This is a genomic window from Chryseobacterium capnotolerans (assembly GCF_021278965.1).
Taxonomy (GTDB): Bacteria; Bacteroidota; Bacteroidia; order Flavobacteriales; family Weeksellaceae; genus Chryseobacterium; species Chryseobacterium capnotolerans.
Window position 1 is genome coordinate 2,317,593 of sequence record NZ_CP065589.1, and the last position, 22,340, is coordinate 2,339,932.

At 34.7% G+C, this 22,340-nt stretch carries 21 protein-coding genes and 2 pseudogenes; 16 read left to right on the forward strand and 7 right to left on the reverse strand.

Annotated elements, in window-relative coordinates; genetic code table 11:
* Window positions 1–43: 43 nt before the first annotated feature.
* From H5J24_RS11040 to H5J24_RS11055, 4 genes are all read left to right on the forward strand, one after another.
* Complete coding sequence (locus H5J24_RS11040; RefSeq protein WP_068943151.1) at window positions 44–505, forward strand: hypothetical protein; 462 nt, start codon at window positions 44–46, stop codon at window positions 503–505.
* A 119-nt stretch (window positions 506–624) separates the two neighbouring features.
* A complete protein-coding gene (gene lolA1 / locus H5J24_RS11045) occupies window positions 625–1,272 on the forward strand; it encodes an outer membrane lipoprotein periplasmic chaperone LolA1 (RefSeq protein WP_068943150.1) in 648 nt (215 codons plus the stop codon).
* Between the two features lie 107 nt (window positions 1,273–1,379).
* Complete coding sequence (locus tag H5J24_RS11050) at window positions 1,380–2,837, forward strand: LptF/LptG family permease (protein WP_068943149.1); 1,458 nt, start codon at window positions 1,380–1,382, stop codon at window positions 2,835–2,837.
* 293 nt (window positions 2,838–3,130) lie between these two features.
* Window positions 3,131–3,928 carry a hypothetical protein gene (locus H5J24_RS11055; RefSeq protein WP_068943148.1) on the forward strand — a complete coding sequence of 266 codons (798 nt, stop codon included), beginning with the start codon at window positions 3,131–3,133 and terminating at the stop codon, window positions 3,926–3,928.
* Between the two features lie 179 nt (window positions 3,929–4,107).
* On the opposite strand, the gene H5J24_RS11060 is transcribed toward H5J24_RS11055, so the two are convergent.
* The 4 genes from H5J24_RS11060 to pyrH form a co-directional block, all read right to left on the reverse strand.
* Entirely contained in the window at window positions 4,108–4,734 is a 627-nt protein-coding gene (locus tag H5J24_RS11060; RefSeq protein WP_141395681.1) for an immunity protein Imm33 domain-containing protein, read from the reverse strand.
* A gap of 4 nt (window positions 4,735–4,738) precedes the next feature.
* Entirely contained in the window at window positions 4,739–5,800 is a 1,062-nt protein-coding gene (locus H5J24_RS11065) for a 3-oxoacyl-ACP synthase III family protein (RefSeq protein ID WP_068943147.1), read from the reverse strand.
* 175 nt (window positions 5,801–5,975) lie between these two features.
* Window positions 5,976–6,530: a ribosome recycling factor gene (gene frr / locus H5J24_RS11070; protein WP_068943146.1), complete on the reverse strand. Its 555-nt coding sequence runs from the start codon at window positions 6,528–6,530 to the stop codon at window positions 5,976–5,978.
* Between the two features lie 126 nt (window positions 6,531–6,656).
* On the reverse strand, window positions 6,657–7,364 hold the full coding sequence (gene pyrH, locus H5J24_RS11075) for a UMP kinase (protein ID WP_068943145.1): 708 nt from the start codon (window positions 7,362–7,364) through the stop codon (window positions 6,657–6,659).
* A 168-nt stretch (window positions 7,365–7,532) separates the two neighbouring features.
* Between pyrH and porQ the strand changes: the two genes are divergently transcribed.
* From porQ to H5J24_RS11100, 5 genes are all read left to right on the forward strand, one after another.
* Window positions 7,533–8,525, forward strand: coding sequence for a type IX secretion system protein PorQ (porQ, locus tag H5J24_RS11080; protein WP_068943144.1), 993 nt, complete (start codon window positions 7,533–7,535; stop codon window positions 8,523–8,525).
* A gap of 73 nt (window positions 8,526–8,598) precedes the next feature.
* On the forward strand, window positions 8,599–9,273 hold the full coding sequence (gene cmk, locus H5J24_RS11085) for a (d)CMP kinase (RefSeq protein ID WP_068943143.1): 675 nt from the start codon (window positions 8,599–8,601) through the stop codon (window positions 9,271–9,273).
* Between the two features lie 95 nt (window positions 9,274–9,368).
* Window positions 9,369–9,719, forward strand: a complete 351-nt coding sequence (locus tag H5J24_RS11090) for a YtxH domain-containing protein (protein ID WP_068943142.1) — start codon at window positions 9,369–9,371, stop codon at window positions 9,717–9,719.
* An 80-nt stretch (window positions 9,720–9,799) separates the two neighbouring features.
* Window positions 9,800–10,120, forward strand: coding sequence for a phage holin family protein (locus tag H5J24_RS11095; RefSeq protein WP_068943141.1), 321 nt, complete (start codon window positions 9,800–9,802; stop codon window positions 10,118–10,120).
* Window positions 10,113–10,610, forward strand: a complete 498-nt coding sequence (locus H5J24_RS11100; RefSeq protein ID WP_068943140.1) for a phosphoribosyl-ATP pyrophosphatase — start codon at window positions 10,113–10,115, stop codon at window positions 10,608–10,610. The genes H5J24_RS11095 and H5J24_RS11100 overlap by 8 nt, the downstream gene beginning before the upstream one ends.
* 101 nt (window positions 10,611–10,711) lie before the next feature.
* Here H5J24_RS11100 and H5J24_RS11105 read toward each other — a convergent pair whose 3' ends face one another.
* Window positions 10,712–11,437: a TrmH family RNA methyltransferase gene (locus tag H5J24_RS11105; RefSeq protein WP_068943139.1), complete on the reverse strand. Its 726-nt coding sequence runs from the start codon at window positions 11,435–11,437 to the stop codon at window positions 10,712–10,714.
* On the opposite strand from H5J24_RS11105, the pseudogene tamL reads away from it, so the two are divergent.
* A pseudogene (tamL, locus tag H5J24_RS11110) lies at window positions 11,423–14,022 on the forward strand (translocation and assembly module lipoprotein TamL). The gene H5J24_RS11105 and the pseudogene tamL overlap by 15 nt on opposite strands.
* Here the strand turns inward: tamL and H5J24_RS11115 are convergent.
* Window positions 14,019–14,576 (reverse strand): SanA/YdcF family protein, encoded by a 558-nt coding sequence (locus tag H5J24_RS11115; protein WP_390881157.1) that lies wholly within the window; start codon window positions 14,574–14,576, stop codon window positions 14,019–14,021. The pseudogene tamL and the gene H5J24_RS11115 sit on opposite strands and share 4 nt — an antisense overlap.
* A gap of 56 nt (window positions 14,577–14,632) precedes the next feature.
* Window positions 14,633–15,756, reverse strand: a pseudogene (locus H5J24_RS11120) (2Fe-2S iron-sulfur cluster-binding protein).
* 32 nt (window positions 15,757–15,788) lie between these two features.
* Here H5J24_RS11120 and H5J24_RS11125 point away from each other — a divergent pair.
* The 6 genes from H5J24_RS11125 to H5J24_RS11150 all read left to right on the forward strand — a co-directional run bounded on the left by H5J24_RS11125 (window position 15,789) and on the right by H5J24_RS11150 (window position 22,317).
* A complete protein-coding gene (locus H5J24_RS11125; RefSeq protein ID WP_068943135.1) occupies window positions 15,789–16,352 on the forward strand; it encodes a TlpA family protein disulfide reductase in 564 nt (187 codons plus the stop codon).
* Between the two features lie 20 nt (window positions 16,353–16,372).
* Window positions 16,373–17,344, forward strand: a complete 972-nt coding sequence (locus H5J24_RS11130; protein WP_068943134.1) for an iron ABC transporter permease — start codon at window positions 16,373–16,375, stop codon at window positions 17,342–17,344.
* A gap of 520 nt (window positions 17,345–17,864) precedes the next feature.
* Window positions 17,865–18,242, forward strand: a complete 378-nt coding sequence (locus H5J24_RS11135; RefSeq protein WP_068943133.1) for a GxxExxY protein — start codon at window positions 17,865–17,867, stop codon at window positions 18,240–18,242.
* Window positions 18,243–18,328: 86 nt separating this feature from the next.
* On the forward strand, window positions 18,329–19,252 hold the full coding sequence (locus tag H5J24_RS11140) for an ABC transporter ATP-binding protein (RefSeq protein ID WP_068943132.1): 924 nt from the start codon (window positions 18,329–18,331) through the stop codon (window positions 19,250–19,252).
* A 165-nt stretch (window positions 19,253–19,417) separates the two neighbouring features.
* Window positions 19,418–19,870, forward strand: a complete 453-nt coding sequence (locus H5J24_RS11145) for a MarR family winged helix-turn-helix transcriptional regulator (protein ID WP_045502437.1) — start codon at window positions 19,418–19,420, stop codon at window positions 19,868–19,870.
* A gap of 53 nt (window positions 19,871–19,923) precedes the next feature.
* Window positions 19,924–22,317 carry a 3-hydroxyacyl-CoA dehydrogenase/enoyl-CoA hydratase family protein gene (locus H5J24_RS11150; RefSeq protein WP_068943131.1) on the forward strand — a complete coding sequence of 798 codons (2,394 nt, stop codon included), beginning with the start codon at window positions 19,924–19,926 and terminating at the stop codon, window positions 22,315–22,317.
* Window positions 22,318–22,340 lie beyond the last annotated feature (23 nt).

Below are 22,340 nucleotides of genomic sequence, written 5' to 3' on the forward strand. Positions count from 1 at the left end.
ATATGCCCGAATAATATAAATTATATTCAATTCAAAAATAATCATGAAAATTTCAATACAGCAAACTATCAAACTGGGTCTTTTTGCATGCACTCTTACCCTATCTTCATGTGCTTTACGATCCGTTCCCAGTGATTATACTTCTGTAAAACTAGAGGTCATTGACAATAATACTTTGGGAAATGGTAAAGTACTTATTTATAACGGTGCCGGAGTTCTTCATAAAGTGGACAATACAGCAAGATTAAATATTGGGCTGGATGGTAAATCTCTGGGACAAATCAGACCAAGAGAATATGTTATTGTTAATTTACAAAATGGAAACCATGAGTTTACAGCACTCCACATAGACATGGTGAATATGAGAAGTAAGCATACGGTTGAAATTAATGAACATACTAAAGTTATAAAAATTGAACCCACTATTACTTCTAATAAACTAACCATTACTAATATCCTGCCGGAAAACTTTGATAAGTACATTGAAAGACCGGAGATAAGATAACTGTGCTGAAAGTGTTTTTTTGGAACAGTTTTTGGAAGAACAGCATTAATACAGGGAAAAAGCGCTATTGTTTTACCCTTGAAATTTTAAAATTATCTAAAGATTATTAAATAAGAAAAATGAAGAATATTATTTCAAAAGTTATATTGGGAAGTTTTGTAGTAGGTGCAGTAGGTATGGCTAATGCTCAGAAAATAGACGCAAAAGCTAAAAAAATATTGGATGACATTACAGCCAATTACAATTCTAAAAAGAATTCTTACTTCAAATTTTCTTTTGGAAGCGGATTAAATGGGCAGGTGAACAAAACAGAACCTGGGATTTATTATGCCGCTGGAGACAAATATAAACTGAAGATTATGGATACTGAACAAATCTTCGATGGAAATAAAATCTATAATATCAACGCCGATGATATGGAAGTAACTATTGCAAAACCTAACGGAAGCAGTGCTATGTTCTCTCCTATTAATTACCTTACTAATTACAGAAACGAATACAATGTAACTTATAATGGTAAGAAAACAGTAAATGGTGTAAACACAGATTTCATAAAACTTACTCCGGTAAAGGCAAACGGAATTCAATTTGTATATCTTTTTGTAGATTCTGCGAAAAAGCAAATGGTAAAACTGGAACAGCATGGAAACAATAAAGATGTTGCTGTGATTGCGATTAAAGAATACAAAGAGAATCAGGATCTGGACCCTAATATGTTCGTTTTTGACAAGAATAAGTTCAAAAACTATGTCATTACTGAACTTTAAAAGTTGATAATCAAAAAGGTAAATCACCTTTTAAGAATTTCACTTCAGAAAAAAAATAACAAAATATAAAAGCCGCAAGTTTGCGGCTTTTTGATTAATTTTGGCGCATGTTAAAAATACTAGACAGATATATCATAAAAACCTTCTTTGGACCGTTTTTCTTTATATTCAGCGTATTGTTTTTCATTTTCATTGTAAACATTATCTGGGTTCAATTAGGACAGTTTATGGGAAAAGGATTAAGCTATTGGCAGATCCTGAAACTTCTTTTTTACCTTGGGGTGAACGTTATCAGTATGGTTCTACCGCTTACCATCCTTTTGGCAAGTATTATGTCATTCGGAGAATTTGGGGAACGGTATGAGCTTGCGGCTATGAAAGCTGCTGGAATTCCTCTCACCAGGGTAATGACTCCTCTACTGGGAATTACAACGATTCTTGCCATTATGCTGTTTTTCTTTTCTAACAATATTATTCCTGATTTTCAGAGAAAGGCAAAGAATATGCTTTTTAATATTGCCCAAACAAAACCAGCAATCAACTTTACTCCCGGACAGTTCATTGATCAGATTCCCGGATATCTGGTGAAATTTGATAAAATCTATGGGGAGAACGGAGAAAATATTGAAGGGGTATTTGTTCATAAAAAGGCCAATACTTATGAAAACCAACAATCTGTTGTAGCTGAAAAAGGAAAATTTGTGCCGGCAGCCAACAAGAACTTTCTAAAACTTATTCTTTATAATGGATATGTATTTGAAGACAGTTTTGCAGGAAAAGGAGAAGATGTAAGAAAAAAACAACCTGATCAGGCGATTAAGTTCGATACATTAGTGAATCACTTTGACATCAGTGAGCTCATCAACAAAGCCATCGAAAAAGAACAGATCACGGATGACTACCGCTTCCAAACTTATAATGAGCTCAACACCACCATTGCTACCAGTAAAAAGGAAAATGCAGTGTTCTTTAAAAGCATAGGAACTGATGTCTTAAATCAAACCAATAGTCTCGTTGCTTACATGGACCAAGCTAATAAGCCTAAAGTTGCTCCCAAAGCACAGATAAAAATGGATACAGTAAAAAGTGACAAGAAGCTTGAGATGATTTATAACTCCTATAACAGGCTTGATAATCTTAAATCTACTCTGGATGCTAAAAAAAATGAGTTCAGTACCAATGTAAAATACTTCAGTAAAGTTGTTATTTACCAGCAGAGATACATCTCTTATTCGGTAACCTGTCTTATTTTCTTCTTGATTGGAGCAAGTTTGGGCTCTATCATCAGAAAAGGAGGAATGGGACTTCCGGTCATTATAGCGATTGTTATTTTTATCATTTTCTATGTGATCAATGTTGGAGTGGAAAACGTCTCCTGGAGTGGTAAAATGAACCCTTATTTAGCAGCGTGGCTTCCTAATCTCATCCTTCTTCCTTTTGGAGTATGGATGACCTATAAAGCACTAACTGATTCACAATTGTTTGATGCAGAAAAGTACAAAGCACTGTTCAAACCCATTACGAAAAGATTCTCGAAAAGTAAAGAACATCAGAGATATCAATAATTTCAAGAAATCAAAAAGGCCCGGAAAATCCGGGCCTTTTTGATTTCTTGAAAGCTGGAAATGGGAAGCTGGAAGTTACTTACAGGTTTATTATCAAAACAGATTTCTAAAACAATAATGAGTAGTTATCCTAATTGAATTTTCTGCTTCATTAAAAAGATTCCACACCTCACTTTTGATCTCTAAATAGGCTCTAATTACTCTATAAAACAAAAATAACTTCACTCTTCCTGCTTCCCGCTTCCAGACTATACCAAAAAGATTATATTTGCAAAAAATAAAACTTTAACTCCATGAAAAAAGTACTGGCTTTAAGCCTGTTTGCACTGGTTTCTTTTAATGCTTATGCGCAGGAAGATAACAATACGGATTACGAATTAAGAGGTGATGAAAGATATGGTTATATTATTGACAAAAGCGGCAAAAAAGTCGAAGGAATCGTAAGACTGAACGGAGATGCCATGTCTCCTTGGGACAATCAGAAGAAAGTAAAATTTGTTGCCGTATCTGATATTGATAAATCTAAAAAGAAACAGAAGTTCAAAACACTAGACACTGATGATATTAAAGAATATATGGCTATTGATAACAACAATGTTGAAAGGCACTTCGAAAATATCAAATACACCAATACGAAAGAAGGTTTCAATACTGCAACAGGAGGCTTAAGCGGTAACCTCAAAGCATTCAATAACCTTACTAAAAGCACACAGTTTGCTGAAATTGTAACAGATGGAAAAATCAAAGTATATAAATTATACGGTTACCCAACCACTTTTTCAGCCGGAACCAGCCAGATTGCTGCTGCTGATGCAGAAACCAAGAGAATGAGAGAACATCCATCTTATATCTACAGTAAAAAAGGAGGCAAAATTGAAGAACTTACCTTTGCTAAAGCAAAAATAATTATCGCAGACTGTAGTTATGCAAAAGATAAAATGACCAGTGGTACTTATGCTTCCCTGAAGAATGATGAAAAGAAAAGATCCGGCCTTGGCAGATTAATTAAAAGCCAGATTGATGATGTCATGTCTAATGTTCAGGAAATTGTGGAAGAAGTCATTATAGATTACAACGAAAACTGTAAATAATAACTCAATATTATAAAAGAGGCCGTCTCACAACTCGTGAAAACGGCCTCTTTTTTATGAAATTTTCCTATATCGAGGGATTTCGTTTAAACGATTCTCAAACCACATTGTTTAGTTGTGATACACCTTTTTAAAATTCATTTGATCTGAATTGATATATGCAATTCTCAACGCCAATATTAGTCTTTGGAAATACTAATATTTCCATCTTTCATTAAAAATCTATGTCCGAAAGGTATCGCTAAATATTTCAGAATATCAGGCCTTGCAAAAGCAACATGATAAAAATGCACAACTTTTAATGACTTAATATCGTCATTATAATCATCTGTGATAAGATACCAACCACTTTCGTTCTGGGGAGCGTCATATCTGATTCCTTCAATATTCTTCTCTTCATACACTCCATCTGATATAACAACAGACTGATTGAAGTTTGGAAAATGGGGAACAAGATTCTGCTGTGCGCATGTTTCAGATTGACTTCTGACTACAGAAATTGCTGTATCACATCCTTTATTAAATTTACTGCCATCGGCGTTTACTTCGTAGAGGTCATAGTAATTTTGATCTTCTATTCGAAATTGCAAAAGCCATGAATAATAGCCAATATTTTGGTTTTCGGAAATAATTGGCTTACTACTTACTATGTAATCTATAAGGTATTTAATAACCTCTATGTAGTTTTCCGATTGATGTTCACCAGAGTTCACTCTGATTTCTTTATCTATATAAAGTTTTAATCCTTTAGTTTCAACATACATATCATCATTTAGGTATATTTCAATTTCCTTATGTAAAATCATATCGTTAAAATTGATAAACAAAAGCATTAATATTCATCCCCGCTCCTACAGAAGCAAACAAAACAACATCATTTTTTTTGATCTCATGATCTTCCAATTCACCCTTTAAAATCATGGCCAACAAAGAAGGAATTGTAGCTACACTGCTGTTACCCAGCTTATGAATCACCATAGGCATTATATGTTCCGGCGCTGGAGTATTATAGAGCTGATAAAACCTGTTAACTATAGCTTCATCCATTTTTTCATTAGCCTGATGAATAATAATTTTATTGAGTTCATGGATTGAATACCCACTGTCATCCAAACATTTTTTCATAGCTTCCGGAACATGTACAAGAGCAAATTCATAAATCTTCCTTCCATCCATTTTAATATATTTGGTGTCCGGGCATCGCTCATTGTTATATGATTTTCCAAAGTATAAATAATCTTTTTCCGTAAAGGTATAAGAAGCAGATAAATGAGATTTAATTCCCGATTCATCATCTGTATTTGTTTCCAGAACAGCAGCACCAGCACCGTCTGCATAGATCATACTGTCTCTGTCATGGATATCTACAACACGGGAAAGGGTTTCAGCTCCAATCACCAGGCAACGCTTGGCAATCCCCGCCTTGATAAAAGCATTGGCCTGTATTATTCCTTCAATCCATCCCGGACATCCAAATAATACATCATAAGCGACGCAAAAATTATTTCGTATTCCCAGCAAATGCTTTACCCTCGCTGCAAGACTTGGAACCATATCAGACTGAACAGTGCCAAACCGAACATCTCCAAAATTATGGGCGAATATAATATAGTCTAATGTTTCAGGATCTATTCCTGCATTTTCTATGGCAGCCTGAGCCGCTTTAAGTCCCAAATCGGAAGTGACTTGTGTACTTTTGGCATATCTTCTTTCTTCAATGCCTGTAATTTTTTTTAGTTTCTCTGTAATAGAGGCATTATTGTCTTTTAATAAAACACCTTCCTCATTAAGAAAAATATGCTTGTCAAAAAATAAATTGGTAATTGTTTCAGATGGGATATAGTTTCCCACTCCAATAATTCTGGTCATCATCTTTATGCTGTTATCCTGTTCTATAGTACTTTCAGGAATAATCCGATAAATATAACGATAATACTTAGCAATATATTATAACAAACAGATAATTCTAATTAATTTATAAATAATAGTATGCAAAAAGAGGACTCCAACACTGGAATCCTCTTTTTGTATTTTCAAAAACTGAAAATTATACTTTCATAATTTCAGCTTCTTTAGTCTTAAGATGCTCATCACAAAGCTTGGTGTACTTATCTGTGTAAGTCTGAATTTCTTCTTCCACACCTTTTACAACGTCTTCAGAAACTCCCTCAAGTCTTTTAAGCTCTTTCAAACCATCTTGTCTTGCGTTTCTTACAACGATTTTTGTCTGCTCAGTTTCGCTTTTAGCTTGTTTTGCCAACTCTCTTCTTCTTTCCTCCGTTAAAGGTGGTACATTAAGGATAATATTCTCCCCATTGTTAGAAGGTGCAAAACCTAAATTAGAATTGATAATTGCTTTTTCAATAGCATTGATTGCTGTTCTGTCCCAAGGTTGAATAGAGATAGTCATTGCATCTGGAATAGAAACATTGGCAACCTGGTTGATGGGAGTCATTGCTCCATAATATTCAACCATTACATCCTGAACCATTGATGTAGAAGCACGTCCTGCTCTGATTCTTTGAAATGCATGATCAAGGTGTTTTACCGCTGCGTCCATGTCCTGTTTTACAGATTCTAATATTAGATCTAATTCTTCCATTATTATAGTATAGTTTGATAAATTGCACATTAGTGATAAATGATGATTGATAAACAACAAATGATGAGGAATCAATAATAGGTAATTATAAAATTCTTTTACCTGTTATCTGATACCACCACCTGATTACAAATCAACCAGAGTACCTACATTTTCTCCTTCCACGATTTTTACTAAGTTCCCATCTTTATTCATATCGAATACAATGATAGGTAATTTATTCTCATGGCTTAAAGTAAAGGCAGTCATGTCCATTACTTTAAGGTTTTTCTCAAATACTTCGTCGAAAGATAGTGAATTATATTTTACTGCATCAGCATTCTTTTCAGGATCACTGTCATAGATCCCGTCTACTCTTGTTCCTTTAAGAATAACATCCGCTCCAATTTCAATCGCTCTCAATGTTGCCGCTGTATCTGTTGTAAAATAAGGGTTTCCAGTCCCTGCACCGAAGATCACTACTCTTCCTTTTTCAAGGTGTCTTACCGCTCTTCTTTTGATGAAAGGCTCCGCTACCTTATCCATTTCAATAGCAGATTGAAGTCTGGTTTTGATCCCTGCATCCTCCAATGCTCCCTGTAACGCCATACCGTTGATCACAGTCGCTAACATTCCCATGTAGTCTCCCTGTACTCTATCCATGCCTTTCGCAGCTCCAGCTACACCACGGAAAATGTTTCCTCCTCCAATGACGATCGCCACTTCACAGCCTTTTTCAACTACTTTTTTGATCTCTGCAGCATATTCCTGCAGTCTTTCGTTGTCAATACCGTATTGTCTGTTCCCCATTAAGGCCTCACCGCTAAGTTTTAGAAGGATTCTTTTATATTTCATCTTTTATTTTTAATAAACTTTTTACTAGTGTGGGTTTCCCCAAAATTTGATTTTGCAAATATAATCATTAAAAATATTGGTAAAAGAAAAATATTTAATTAGAAATAATGTAAGAAATATTTTGAAAAGTACGAAAAAGGATTATTTTTGCATTAATTATAAATTGAGTTGAAGAAAATTATCATTTTTTCATTATTTCTATCAGGAATTGTTTCTTATGCGCAAACAGGAACAAATGTGTATCCGTTCTTAAATGTACCTGTATCTGCAAGACAGGCAGCCTTGGGTGGAGATGCAATTTCGATAAGAGATTATGATGTTTCCTTTGCTATTGCAAACCCGGCCCTGTTAAATAAAGATTCAGACAAGCAGCTTTCGGTAAATGCTACCGCTTATCTTGCCGACTCCAAATACGGAACCATTGCGTATGCCAAAGACTTTGAAAATGGCCACATGGCTACTATCAATGCAAGGTACATGAGCTATGGAAGTATTCCGAGAACTGATGAAAGCGGATTTCAGGATGGTGAATATAAGGCTTCCGATGTAGCTATCGGCGCCGGATATGCCTACCAATTTGAAGAAGACTGGACCATTGGTGGAGGATTAAATTTCGTTACCTCAAAAATTGACAACTATACTTCTTCCGCGATCTCAGGAACTGCCGGAATTACGTATCATAATAAAAAAAATAAAGAAGTTCTTTCCCTTGTATTGAGAAACTTCGGTTTCCAGCTGAAATCATTCAATGGAACCCGTGAAAACCTTCCATTCAGAGTGGACGTAGGATATACAAGAATATTAAAGAACTTTCCTCTTGCGATTACCATTACAGCACACGATCTTCAGCAGTTTAATATTTCATCTGAATATAATAAGGACGGCCAGGAAGTAAATGCAGGAAGAAAAATTGCAGACCACTTCTCTTTAGGAGCAGAATTATTCCCTGAAAAAAACTTTAATATCAGATTGGGATACAATGTAAAAAGAGGAAATGAGCTTGCTGTAGCAGATCAAAGAAACTTTTCAGGACTTTCCGGCGGATTTGGAATTAAAGTTTCAAGATTCCGTATAGATTATGCCCATATCAGATATCATAACGCTTCGAACGTCAATCAGATAGGAGTTTCTATGGATCTTTCCAGCCACAGAGGAGAATAAAAAAAGTATTAAATACCTCTTAAAATTTCTCATTAGTTCTTGATTTTCTAAAAAAAATCTTGAAATTTGCAGTATGAAAAAACCTGTAATAGCTATCGATGGGTACTCGTCTACCGGAAAAAGTTCTATCTCCAAAATCATTGCTGATAAGCTAGGACTGATTCATATGGATACAGGAGCACTTTACAGAGGAGTTACCTGGTTTGCCCTGCAGCATTGTCTGAATAAAGAAGGCGGGATTGATCTGAAGACTTTATTTTCATCTTTAGATCAGATTCATCTTGAATTTAAAAATAATGAAGGAACCTTAGTTCTTTTTCTTAACAATGTTGATATTTCTAAAGAAATTCGTACCAATGAGGTTTCTGATAATGTAAGTCTGGTAGCCAAACAAAAGGAAGTAAGAGATTATTTATTACAATCTCAGCGTTCTATAGCAGAAAAAGGAGGTGTTATTATGGATGGACGTGACATTGGGACAGTAGTTCTGCCAAATGCAGACTATAAGTTCTTCCTTACTGCCAGTATTGATGAAAGAACCAACAGAAGATTTCTCGAATTAAAAAACCTGGGAATTGAAGCCGATAAAGAACAGGTAAAGCAAAACCTTATTGAGAGAGATAAAATTGACAGTGAGCGTGAAATTGCTCCGTTAAAGCAGGCTGACGACGCTACAGTAATCGACAATTCTGAGCTTACTAAAGAAGAAACCATAGAACTGATTCTTTCTTACATCGAAAAGATTTAACAATTTTTAATAGGCACACAGCCTCCTTTGGTATACAAATTGTAAGTTTTATTAGTGTAAAAACTAATCTATTATTAACTATTAAAAAACTTAAAATGTCTAAAAACGGAAAAAATACAGCAGGTATATTGGCAGGACTTCTTGCAGGAGCTGCAGCAGGTGTAATCTTAGGAATGTTATATGCACCGGAAGAAGGTAAAGAAACCAGAAAAAAAATCAGAACTAAAGCAAATGATCTAAAAGATCAGGCAAAAGACAAATACGGAGAGGTTTCTGAAAAAGTGAAAGACCAATATGGCAATATTTCTTCTACTTTTAAAGAAACAGCAAATAACGTAGCACATACTGTGAAAGACGGGTATGATAAATACAAAGATCAGATTGTTTCTAAAACTGCAGATGTAGTAAAAGATGTAGAAGCTGAATTGAACGATCTTAAATCATAAGTAATTTATCTTTTTTAAGTAAATTACAGAAAGGAACTTTTGTGCGAAAGTTCCTTTTTTTGTAACTTTAAAAAAAAACAATGATAGAAACTATTAAAGAATACGCCTCGAAGAGAATCGATCTTCTGAAAATAGAAGCTACGGAAAAGTCATCTCTTTCTGCCGGGCTCATTACCTACTTTGTAGTACTGCTTGTTGCTTTTGCTTTTTTTATTATCCTTTTCAATTTTGGAATCGCTTTTCTTATCGGCAAAGCCCTGGATAATTATTCCTATGGTTTCTTAATTGTAGCGGCATTTTATGCTTTAGTAATGGCTTTTGTCATTTCATTCAAAAATAAGATCGTGAACACTGTTGCAGATCAGGTTATTAAATTTTTAAATCATTCAAGCCATGAGTAGAAAATATGAAAGCATAGAAGAATTAAGAAGAAAGAAAAAACTGCTTAAAGGTGAAATTAGTGATCTGGAAAACCTTCTTACGTTTAAGAATACCAAAGAAAGCCTGAGTGCATTTACCAATGGTTTAAGCGATCAGTATCTTCAGGAAAAAGTAGATGAAGACGGTGATGAAAAAGTGGTCCTGCGAAAAGATGTCATCGCCAAGCAGCTTACTTCAGAAGTTAAAGACCTTCTGATCAGTAAAAATACTGCTGTAGGACTTGCCAGCACAGCTTTTAAAGGAAATATTGCAGACAGTATTATCAAGCTAGGGGTTACCGCTATCGTTGGCAACTACGCCAAAAAGAATATGAAAAGTTCTAATTGGAAAAATAAGCTGGTAGGTGTTGCATTGATTTACCTCGCTCCTATTGCACTGAAATATGTCAGAAAAAAACTGGAAGTATATCAGAAAAACAAAAGTGTTTCCAGCATGGAACAATTGATATAGAAACTTTATAGGTATTAGATATCAGATTTCAGAACGATCAGTTGGGCAATCAATTTCCCCACGTGAATAATGTCTTAAATCTGATATCTGAAGCCTAAAATCTATTTAGAAAATAGCTGTCCTAAAATAATTCCGGCAGCCATGGATACATTCAGGCTTTCTGTAGACTGGGATTTTCCAAACCTTGGAATGCTGATGCATTTTTGCAATAGTCTTTCCGTTTCCGGCCTCATTCCATTTCCTTCATTTCCAAGAATCAAATTGATTTTTTCAGGTTTCTCAAAAGTATAGATATTTTCTCCATCCATATCCGTTCCGATATTTACATTTTCAGTTTTAGAAAGATATTCCACAAGATCTGTATACACGACATTTACCCTTGTAAAAGACCCCATTGTGGCCTGAATTACCTTAGGATTATAAACATCTACAGTATCTTCACTACAGATAATCTGTTCTATCCCGAACCAGTCTGCCAATCGAATAATGGTTCCTAAATTCCCCGGATCCTGAATACCATCCAAAACAAGTTGTATCTTCTTATCTTCCCATGTTTCTTCTTCTGCCAGATAACACACCGCAACAGAATCTTTGGGAGTTTTAAGAAAACTGATTTTTTTTAACTCATTTTCAGAGATATGAGTCATAGGGATATCAGTACGGTCCAATTTTTGCGGATCGGTTGATAATATTTCTTTAACTTTAAAGTTAGAATTGAAAAGTTCACAAATGATTTTATTACCTTCAACCAAAAACAAATTGTATTTTTGTCTGAACTTCTTTTTATCTAAAGATTGTAAAACTTTTATTGTATGAGCTGTAAGCATTATAAGAATTCTCCTCAAAAATATTATAAAATTATCTCATTTGCAACATTTGTTGGTCTCCTTTATGCTTGTAGTACCACAAAAAAGGTTCCAGATGGTGATTATCTGCTTACTAAGAACAATTTTGAATTCGAAGATAAGAAAGAATTTTTTGATGAAGAGCTGAAAGATTATGTTCAGCAGAAGCCTAATAAGAAGCAAGTTCTTTTTATGCCTTTAGGCCTTATGTTTTACAATATGGCCAACCCAAAATACGACACAATCCTTAATGAATATATGACCTATCCTCGTGAAATGAGAGATCAGAAACTGAGGGATTCATTATTTATTAAGTATAATATGAAAAACAGTGTCGGAAAAAATCTTTTCTTTGACCGTCTATTGCACACATGGGGTTCTCCTCCTGTTATTCTGGATCAGACCAGAAGTGAAAAGAGTTCGGAATCTATCAAAAAAAGACTTACCTATAGAGGTTTTTGGGATGCAGAGGTGAAATACAGACATAATTTAGACTCTGCGTCTAAGAAGGCGACGGTAAACTACTTCATCAAACATAATGATCCTACCTATATTAAAGATTACTTTTTTAATATTCCGGATCAGGGAATAAAACAGGTTTATAATGCCCATCTGAACAAAACATTGATAAGGTCAGGTAAAATACTGGACCAGACCGTCCTTGAAAAGGAAGTAACAAGGATTACTGACTTGATGAGAGAATATGGCTATTATAAATTCAACAGTACCAATGATGAAGTCTATTTTGTTGCTGACTCTTTAAAAAGCAAAAAACAAGTTCCATTAACTCTGGAGATCCATAAGGATTCTCTTGATCGACCTTATAAAAAGGCTACTTTTGGAAATATTGATGTGGCCATTGTAGATGAAGCCAGTGATTATCCTAAAAACACGGTTAAAGACAGTTTAAGAAGGATAAGATTCCATAAAATGAATGATAAATATAAAACATCATCATTGTGGAGAACCATCATTGTAGACAGTAAACAGACCTATGATCAGCAGAAACTGGATGTAACCAAGAGGAATCTTCTCACGATGAACAACTTCAGTATCGTAAAAGCCAGAGACTCTCTAAGACATGGAGGATTTACTTCCCCTAATGACAGCATTGTAGATGTCTTATACCTATTGAAGCCGCTCCCTAAGTATGAGCTTAAAGTAGGAACTGATCTTAATTATTCCCAGATTCTGAATCTTGGAGTCTCTCCTTCTGTGGATCTTACTACCCGAAATCTTTTCAGAGGGGCAGAAAACCTTTCCACCAGCCTTTCCGGAACATTTGGATCTATTGCAAGTACAGAAAATACAGATAAAAGAGTATTGGCATATGAAATATCTGCTCAGGCATCCCTGAACTTTCCAAGATTACTATTGCCGTTTAATTATTATAAATTCATTCCTAAAAGATACACTCCTACTTCATCAATTTTGTTGGGAGCATCTATACAGAACAATATCGGGCTTGGAAGGGTTAACTTTAATACAGGATTAAATTACCAGGCAACGGTAAATGATTTGGTATATCATAAACTGACTTTATTTAATACACAAATCAGTTTGACAAAAAATAAAAATGCCTATTATGATTATTTTGTAAACGATGGGATTGTAAGAGACGAAATGTTTAAGAGCTATTTTAACAATTATCCTGACCTTGAACCGGATTATAAATCCGGAAAACTTACGGCAGATGAACTTACTGAAAAGATCCTTAATAATCAAGGTTATCTGAACGGCCTTGATCAACAGGGCCAAGATCTTTTTACAACATTCAAAGGAAGTTTAATTAATAAAGAAAGACAGACACAGGATGTTTTTATATCTTCCATGATCTATAACTTTGTTTATAATGAAATTGGAAAGAAAGATTATCCAAATGCCTTCTATTTTAATGGAAAAGTTGAGCTTGCAGGTAATATTTTAAGTTTATTCAATAAGAAAAGTAATGACGGCGGGGTTGTTTCAGCCCCCAAAAAACGATCTTTGGAATTCCTTATGCCCAATTCGTAAAATTTGATATTGATACCAGAAAATACTTCAAATTCAATGGCAATCAGACCTTAGTTCTCCGCCAGTTTATTGGGGTTGGTATTCCTTATGGAAATTCTGATGACATGCCTATTATTAAGTCTTATTTCAATGGTGGATCTAATGATATCAGAGCTTGGGTAGCTTTCGGAGGATTAGGTCCCGCAGATTCACAGGTTGACGAAAGAGTACGTGCTTACATGACCAATGATGTAAAACTAACAACCAATATCGAGTATAGAGTTCCATTTAATAATATGTATGAAGGAGCACTGTTTACGGATATAGGAAATACATGGAGTCTTCGTAATCATAATGATGCTCACAAGGACGAATTCAGATTCAATAAATTCTTAGGACAAATGGGTATTGGTAGTGGATTCGGTTTAAGAATAAACGTAGCATACATCACCCTAAGATTAGATTTTGCTTATAAAATCTTTGATCCGAATAAACCAGAAGGTGACCGTTGGAGATTCAAAACGTTACAGCCTTTCAAACCTACGATCAACTTTGCTTTCGGATATCCTTTCTAATCCGGAGAGACACCCAAAATAAAATAGACTACAGCAATAACACGGGCGAGGATTTCCCTCGCCTGATTTCTGTAGAAACTTTCAGGTTTCGTTACATCCTGCGCATCAAATCCCAACGCATTCATATCATTATTTCTTGCAAAAAATAAAGCCCGGAGGTTATGATATCCCTGAGAAACAATAATGACATTTTTCTTCTTATAAATATCTTTACAGCGAAGAATACTTTTATAGGTGTTAAAACCCTTCGGGTCTTCAACAATGATATCTCCGGGAACACCTTCCTGATAGGTCAGATAGTTTTTCATTGCAGCGGGTTCGTTGTACCCTTTACTTTTCTCTCCGCTTACAATAATTTTCTTAATTTTTCCATGATGATAAAGAAGAGCTGCAGCATCCATTCTTTTAGTAAAATAAGGATTAGATACACCAGATCTCATCTTTGGAGAAGTTCCAAGCACTAAGGCAACTTCCCGTGGCGGAATTTTTGAAATTTTGGTATAGGTACGCCCGTTGGTAAGTCCGAAAACCCAAACATTACAGAAGCATATCATCAAAATTCCCAATTCCAATGATACCAATCCCAGGTTAAATATGTTCCTAATAATTCTCAACTAAGATCAAAGTTAAGCTTTATTTTTTTACTTTTCACTATTGACATGCATGCTAATATATGTCCCTGTTCTTCCTCTTTTTCGGTAAGATATTCATTTTCCAGCAGTTCCACTTCTCCTTCTTCCAAAGAACATTCGCAGCTTCCGCAGATTCCCGACTTACAAGAATAAGGAACCGGAAATTTTTGAATCAAAAGCTGCTGTAATATTCTATCCTTATTATCAGGAAGTTGAGTGGTATATTTCTTTCCAAGCATGATAAATTCAACCTCTATATTCTCAATAAGTGGAAATTCTTTTTCTACAGGATAAATATCATCATTATATTCTTCAAAAAGTTCAAAATGAATATTTCTTTTGGGAATTCCGTGATGATAACAAGCATTTGCAAGCGTTTTAATCATCTCTCCTTTTCCACAGATCAATACTTCATCCACAGCATCCCAAATTGTAGATTCCTCGTCAGTATCATCCAAATGAAGGATCTGATTGATAATTAAGTTTAATTTTTTTCATCTAAACGGCCATAGAAAAACTGATCTGCCGTTTTTTCTTGTGAAAAGAAGTAAAAGATCTGAAGTCTGTCTCCACATGTCCTGGCAAGATTGTCTAATTGATCTCTGTAGATTAAATCTTCTGAGCTTTTATTTCCAAAGAATAAAAACAATCTTGTTCTTGGTTCATTATGGAGAATATTTTTAAAATGACTTAAAATAGGTGTAATTCCAATCCCAGCGGCAAATGCAACAATTGTTCTGAACTCGCTCGGCTTCGATACTATTGTAAATCTTCCGGCAGGCTCACTTACCATTAACTCATCTCCTTCACTATAGTTCTGAAAAAGCTGAGAAGTAGCTCCATCTGGAGAATTAACTTTTATTCCCAAACATATTTTTCCCTCATAAGGAGCAGAAGTCATTGAATAATCATTAATAACTTCTGCTCCATGTGATTGAAATTTTACACTGACGAACTGCCCCGCATCAAACTTAAAGTTTTCTTTCAAATTCTCAGGAATATCAAACTCCAGAGAAAAAGTATTTTTGGTCAGCTCTACCTTTTTCGCTATTTTTAACGGATGAAACTGTATAAGTTTCCCTTTATAGATTTGTTGTTCCATACTTCAATTCAAAAATAGATAAAAAATAATTTATGAAGAAGATAATTTTATCCACGTTGATCCTGACTGCTCTTTACAGCTGTAAAAAAGAAACTTCAAAATCTGAAGATACTCCTTCTGCAACAGATTCAACAGCTGTAGCTCCAAACGCAACAAGCCAGGCAGCAACATTTACTCCCAAAGAACTTTCTCCTGAAAATATCGGAAAGCAATTGGCTAAAAATAATGACACTTTATACGTTACCAACTTTTTTGCAACCTGGTGTGGCCCATGCATCAGAGAAATTCCAAGTTTTAAAAACAAAATGCAGGAATTAAAAGATAAACCTGTAAAATTCACCTTCGTAAACCTTGATGACAAGGCAGATTGGGATACTGCAGTAAAAGATTTTGTGGCAGAGCACAATCTTGGAGCCGACGTTATTTTACTGGATGGACAAAAGCTGGATCCAAGTTTCTTTTCCAAAAACTTTAAACAATGGGATGGAGGTTCAATTCCTTTTACCTTCATGAGAAAAGGAAACCAAACAGATGAGTATTTAGGAATGATGACAGAGGAAGTATTGAACTCTAAAATTGATGCATTTCTAAAATAAAATATACATCTTTCTGAATCATGTCAAAAAGATTTAAGATCCTGTGCTTATTGTTGACGATTGCCATTATTGGAGGCGCAATTGTTAACCTGAACACAGGGTTTTTGAGTTTAAGCCTTCAGGATTTCATCCAGGATTCTGCACAAAGTCAAATTGCCGAAATCCGTATTAACAGAGTTCTGGTTATGCTATTAGCTGGAATTTCAATTCCAACATCAGGGTTTTTGATGCAGGAATACTTCCAAAATCCATTAGCCGGACCTGATATTTTAGGAATTACCTCTGTGGCCAGTTTATCAGTGGCATTTTATATTTTCTTTTCCCATAATATTCTGATCCCGGAATTTCTGCAGAACAGTTTTCTAAGTTTCTCAGCTATTGGGGGAAGTTTATTACTGATGCTGATCCTTTTATCCATGTCCAATAAATTTCAGGATAAATCTTACCTGATTATTTTTGGATTTCTGGTATCTGCTTTTGCAGGAGCTATCGTTTCTTTATTACAATTTTACGCGGAAAATCAAAGCCTGAAAAACTATATTTTATGGTCTTTCGGGGCTAATAATATGGTCACCAGAAATCAGATCTATGTGTTATCCATCTTAATATTGATAGGGTTATTTTTCTGCTTTAAATCTATAAAACCATTAATCGGAAATTCATTAGGCACTTCGTATGCCCAGAGTTTAGGAGTTAATCTGAAGCATTTAAAACTTTTAATAATAGTAGCATCTTCCCTACTTTCTGCCTCTATTACTGCATTTTTAGGACCGATTCTGTTTATTGGAATTATTGTTCCGCATTTTTGCAGACTGATCTACAACCCTTCCAAATTATGGCAGCAGTGGATTCTAAATATGTTCCTGGGGATGCTGGTGATGCTGTTTTTCTCTGTGATTGCCGAAAAAACTCAGATCCCGCTGAATGTGATAAGTTCCGTATTTGGAATTCCTGTGATCCTGCTGATGCTTTTGAAACAGAATAAAGTGTGATATTCCTGTTGGAAAACGCAAAGACGCAAAATTATTTATCTGCATGATGTTTTAAGGCGCAATGATTTTATCTACGATAAAATTGAATATCGCATCAATAAAAAACTCTGCTTGCTGAAAATCTTTGATTTTCTTGCGCCTTAAAATATACACAATGCATGATAGACCTTTGCGTCTTTGCGTTTATCCAACAATCACTATATTTATAATTACAAAATCTACAGAAATAAAATATCAAAATAAGTTCTGGAGTTGAAATTCTTGTGATAAAGATGTTTTTGAGACAAAATAAAGTGTGATATTCCTGTTGGAAAACGCAAAAATTATTTATCTGCATAATGCTTTAAGGCGCAAAGATTTTATCTACGATAAAATTGAATACCACATCAATAAAAACTCTGCTTGCTGAAAATCTTTGATTTTCTTGCGCCTTAAAATATACACAATGCATGATAGACCTTTGCGTCTTTGCGTTTATCCAACAATTCTTATATTTATAATTACAAAAAACACACAACAAATGACAGAAAACGAATTATCAAAAATTGTTTTTGATGCTGGTTTAAAAATTCATAAAAAACTTGGATCGGGATTATTTGAACATGTTTATGAAGAATGTATGTTCTATGAATTAACAAAATCAGGATTCTTAGTGGAAAGACAAAAACTACTTCCTATTATTTATGAGGATTTGAAAATTGAAAATGCTTTCAGGCTTGATATGATTATAGAAAACAAAGTTATCTTAGAAATAAAAACTGTTGATTATATCAGTCCTGTTCATAAAGCCCAACTTTTAACTTATTTAAAAATGGCCAATTGTAAACTGGGTATGCTACTCAATTTTCAATCTGATATTTTTAAAAATGGAATTTCAAGAATAGTAAATAATCTATAAAAATTTGATAAAGTCAAATTCCATGCGCCCTAAAACAGTATTTTTGTAATACAATTTGCAACTTTGCATTTTAACCAACATCAAGCATGTATATACAAATCAAACAAGCCAATATCGGATACAATACAACATTAATTTCAAATGCTAATGCAGAATTAAAGCTTGGTGATGTATGCTTATTGATTGGAAATAATGGTGTAGGGAAAACAACTTTGATCAAATCTATTCTGCATCAGATTCCATTATTGAACGGAGAGATTTTAATTAATAATAAAAATGTAAAAAAGCTTTCTGTAAAAGAAATTGCAGAGAATATTGCGATTGTTTTTTCAAAATCAATGATCCCACAGCATTATACTGTGGAAGATCTTATTTCTTTAGGAAAGTACATCTACTATCCTTTCTACTTTGAACTGAAAAAAGAAGACCGTGAAGAAGTAGCTCATATTATTGAAGAACTTGATCTCGGGCAATACAAATACACACTTCTTAAGAATCTTTCGGATGGAAATCTTCAAAAGGCATTTATTGGACGCGCTATTACCCAGAACTCTCCCGTTATTATCCTGGATGAACCCACCACTCATTTGGATGAAAAAAATAAGATTATTATCCTGAAAACCCTGAGAAGACTGGCTAAGGAACAAAATAAACTTATTCTTTTTTCTTCACATGATTGGCGTCTGGCCAAAGAGTTTGCAGATAAAATTTGGTATGTAAAAGACTCACAGCTTCATGCAGGAATTGTAGAAGATGTATTATTGCAACATGATGAACTAACGAATGCTTCATTATTTCAAATACACGAGAGTTTTATTCCGCCACACATCTCTGCCCCGCAAGTTCAGAAGGAAATGCTCTATTCTTTGCTTCAAAAAAACTTCTCAAAAGACCTTTCCTCCCTTCATTTTGAGTTTAAGAATAGTTTTTGGGTAATTACTAATGATTCCCATAAACAACAATGCGAATCCTTTGAAGAAATCACAAATTTCATTGGAAACATTTATTAATCAGTAGTTTTCTTTGATTATTTCACATACTATGCATGCATAGTATTATGCAAATCATACAATTTAACTTCTTTATTATCAGTCTATTAACAAAATTTAACGTTAATAAATATTATGCATGCATAATATTTACTAAATTTGGGTAAAACCATTAGCGCAAAAATGATGGATAATAATAAGGAAAAAATAGAAAACGTAGATTTAATTTTAAAGCAGACCTGGTTGGCTGTCTCTAAAATGTACACAGAATTGGCTCAGGAACATGATTCCACGGCAGTACAAGCACTTACCCTTCTTAAAATTGATCCCAAAGAAGGAACGCGAAGTACGAATCTTGGACCTAAAATGGCCATTGAACCCACTTCCCTCACAAGAATTATTAAACTTCTGGAAGATAACGGCTATATCTATAAAGAGAAAACCACCACGGATAAAAGAGAGGTGATTATCAAACTTACAGATAAAGGATTAAACTCCAGAAACATGTCTAAGGAAGTTGTTGTCAACTTTAATAAAAAAGTAATGGAGAAGATCAGCCCGGAAAAGATGGATACTTTTAAAGATGTGATGACTGAGATCATGAAAATAGCCAATGAACTATTAAATAACAGAAAATAAATTATCATGAACCGTATGGTTCATATAACCTTATAAATAATAAAAAAATAGATATGAAAAGAAGAATCAAACATGTAACGGTTCTTGGTTCAGGAATTATGGGAAGCGGTATCGCGGCTCACTTCGCCAATATTGGTGTGGAAGTGTCTCTTTTGGATATTGTCCCGTTCGAATTGACTGAAGCTGAACAGAAAAAAGGTTTGACCAAAGAAGACAAGGCAGTAAGAAACAGAATTGCTTCCGAAAACTTCGAAAAACTAAAAAAAGCAAGCCCTGCACTTCTTTATTCACCAAAGTTTGCAGATAGAATCAAAATCGGAAACTTCGATGATGATTTACCAAAAATTAAAAATACGGACTGGATTATTGAAGTAGTTGTTGAAAGACTGGATATCAAAAAGTCTGTATACGAAAAAATAGAACAATTCAGAAAACCAGGGACACTAATTTCTTCCAATACTTCAGGGATTCCTATCCACTTTTTAACTGAAGGAAGAAGCGAAGATTTCAAAAAATACTTTGCAGGAACTCACTTCTTCAACCCGGTAAGATACCTTCCTCTTCTTGAGATTATTCCAACTAACGATACAGATCCTGAAATCATAGACTTCTACATGAATTATGGAGCTAAATTCCTAGGTAAAACTACCGTTTTAGCAAAAGATACTCCTGCATTCATTGCCAACAGAATTGGGGTATTCTCTATGATGGATCTTCTTCACAATGTACAGAAATTAGGACTTACTGTTTCTGATGTTGATAAATTAACAGGACCAGTAATCGGACGCCCAAAATCTGCGACTTTCAGAACTGCTGATGTTGTGGGTCTTGATACTTTAGTAATGGTAGCCAACGGTGTTCGTCAAAGTGGTGCTGAAGCGAATGACTTTAACGATGTATTTGCTCTTCCTCCTTATATCCAGAAAATGATGGATAATAAATGGCTGGGTTCAAAAACGGAGCAGGGCTTCTATAAAAAAGTGAAGAACGCAGATGGAAAATCTGAAATTCATGGACTAAATCTTGATACCTTAGAATATGAACTTCAAGGAAAATCTTCATTCCCTACTTTAGAATTAACTAAGTCTATTGATAAACCAATTGACAGATTCAAAGTACTAATCGGAGGTAAAGATAAAGCAGGTGAACTATACAGAAAATCATTAGGAGCATTATTCGCATATGTTTCTCATAAAGTTCCTGAAATTTCAGACGAAGTTTACAAAATTGACGATGCTATGAGAGCTGGTTTTGGATGGGAAAACGGCCCATTTGAAATCTGGGATGCTGTAGGAGTTCAAAAAGGTATTGAATTAGCGAAAGATGCTGGATACGAAGTTTCTGACTGGGTTAAAAATGTAGAAACATTCTACAAAGTTAACGATGAAGGACAAAGCATTTATGTAGATAAAAATTCAGGAGCATATAACAAAATACCTGGGCAGGATGCTTTTATTATCCTTGATAATATCAGAAAAAATAAAACGCTTTGGAGTAATTCAGGTTCAGCTATTCTTGACTTAGGGGATGGTATTATCAACTTCGAGATCCGCTCTAAAATGAACTCTCTCGGAGGCGAAGTTTTAGATGGATTAAACAGAGCGATTGATTTAGCAGAAAAAGAATACGACGGATTAGTAGTAGGAAACCAAGGAGCTAATTTCTCTGTAGGAGCTAACCTTGCCATGATCCTTATGATGGCTATTGAGCAGGATTGGGATGACTTGAATATGGCAATTGCTTACTTCCAGAAATCAATGATGAGAGTACGCTACTCCTCTATTCCTGTAGTAGTTGCTCCTCACGGAATGACTTTAGGAGGTGGCTGCGAAATGACAATGCACGCAGACAGAGTGGTTGCTGCAGCAGAAACTTATATAGGACTGGTAGAAACCGGTGTAGGTGTAATTCCTGGTGGTGGTGGGACTAAGGAGCTTACCTTAAGAACTTCAAGAGAATTCCACAGTGATGATGTTAAAAATAACAGACTTCGTGATGCTTTTATGAACATTGCTATGGGTAAAGTAGCAACTTCAGCCTATGAAGCTTATGATATGGGAATTCTTGAAAAAGGAAAAGACATCGTTTCCGTAAGCAAAAACAGACAGATTGCTGAAGCTAAAAAAGTAGCAAAACTATTGGCAGAACAAGGATATACTCAACCTATCGAACAGAAAGTAAAAGTTTTGGGTAGAGATGCATTAGGAATGTTCTATGTAGGAACAGACCAGATGCTAACAGGAAAATATATCTCTGAACATGACAAGAAAATTGCAGATAAATTAGCCAACGTAATGGTAGGTGGAAACTTATCTGAACCAACAATAGTTACTGAACAATATTTATTGAACCTTGAAAGAGAAACATTCCTTCAGCTTTGTGGTGAAAGAAAAACTTTAGAGAGAATTCAGTACATGTTACAAAATGGGAAACCATTAAGAAACTAATGGGGAGCTCCGTAGGAGCGAAC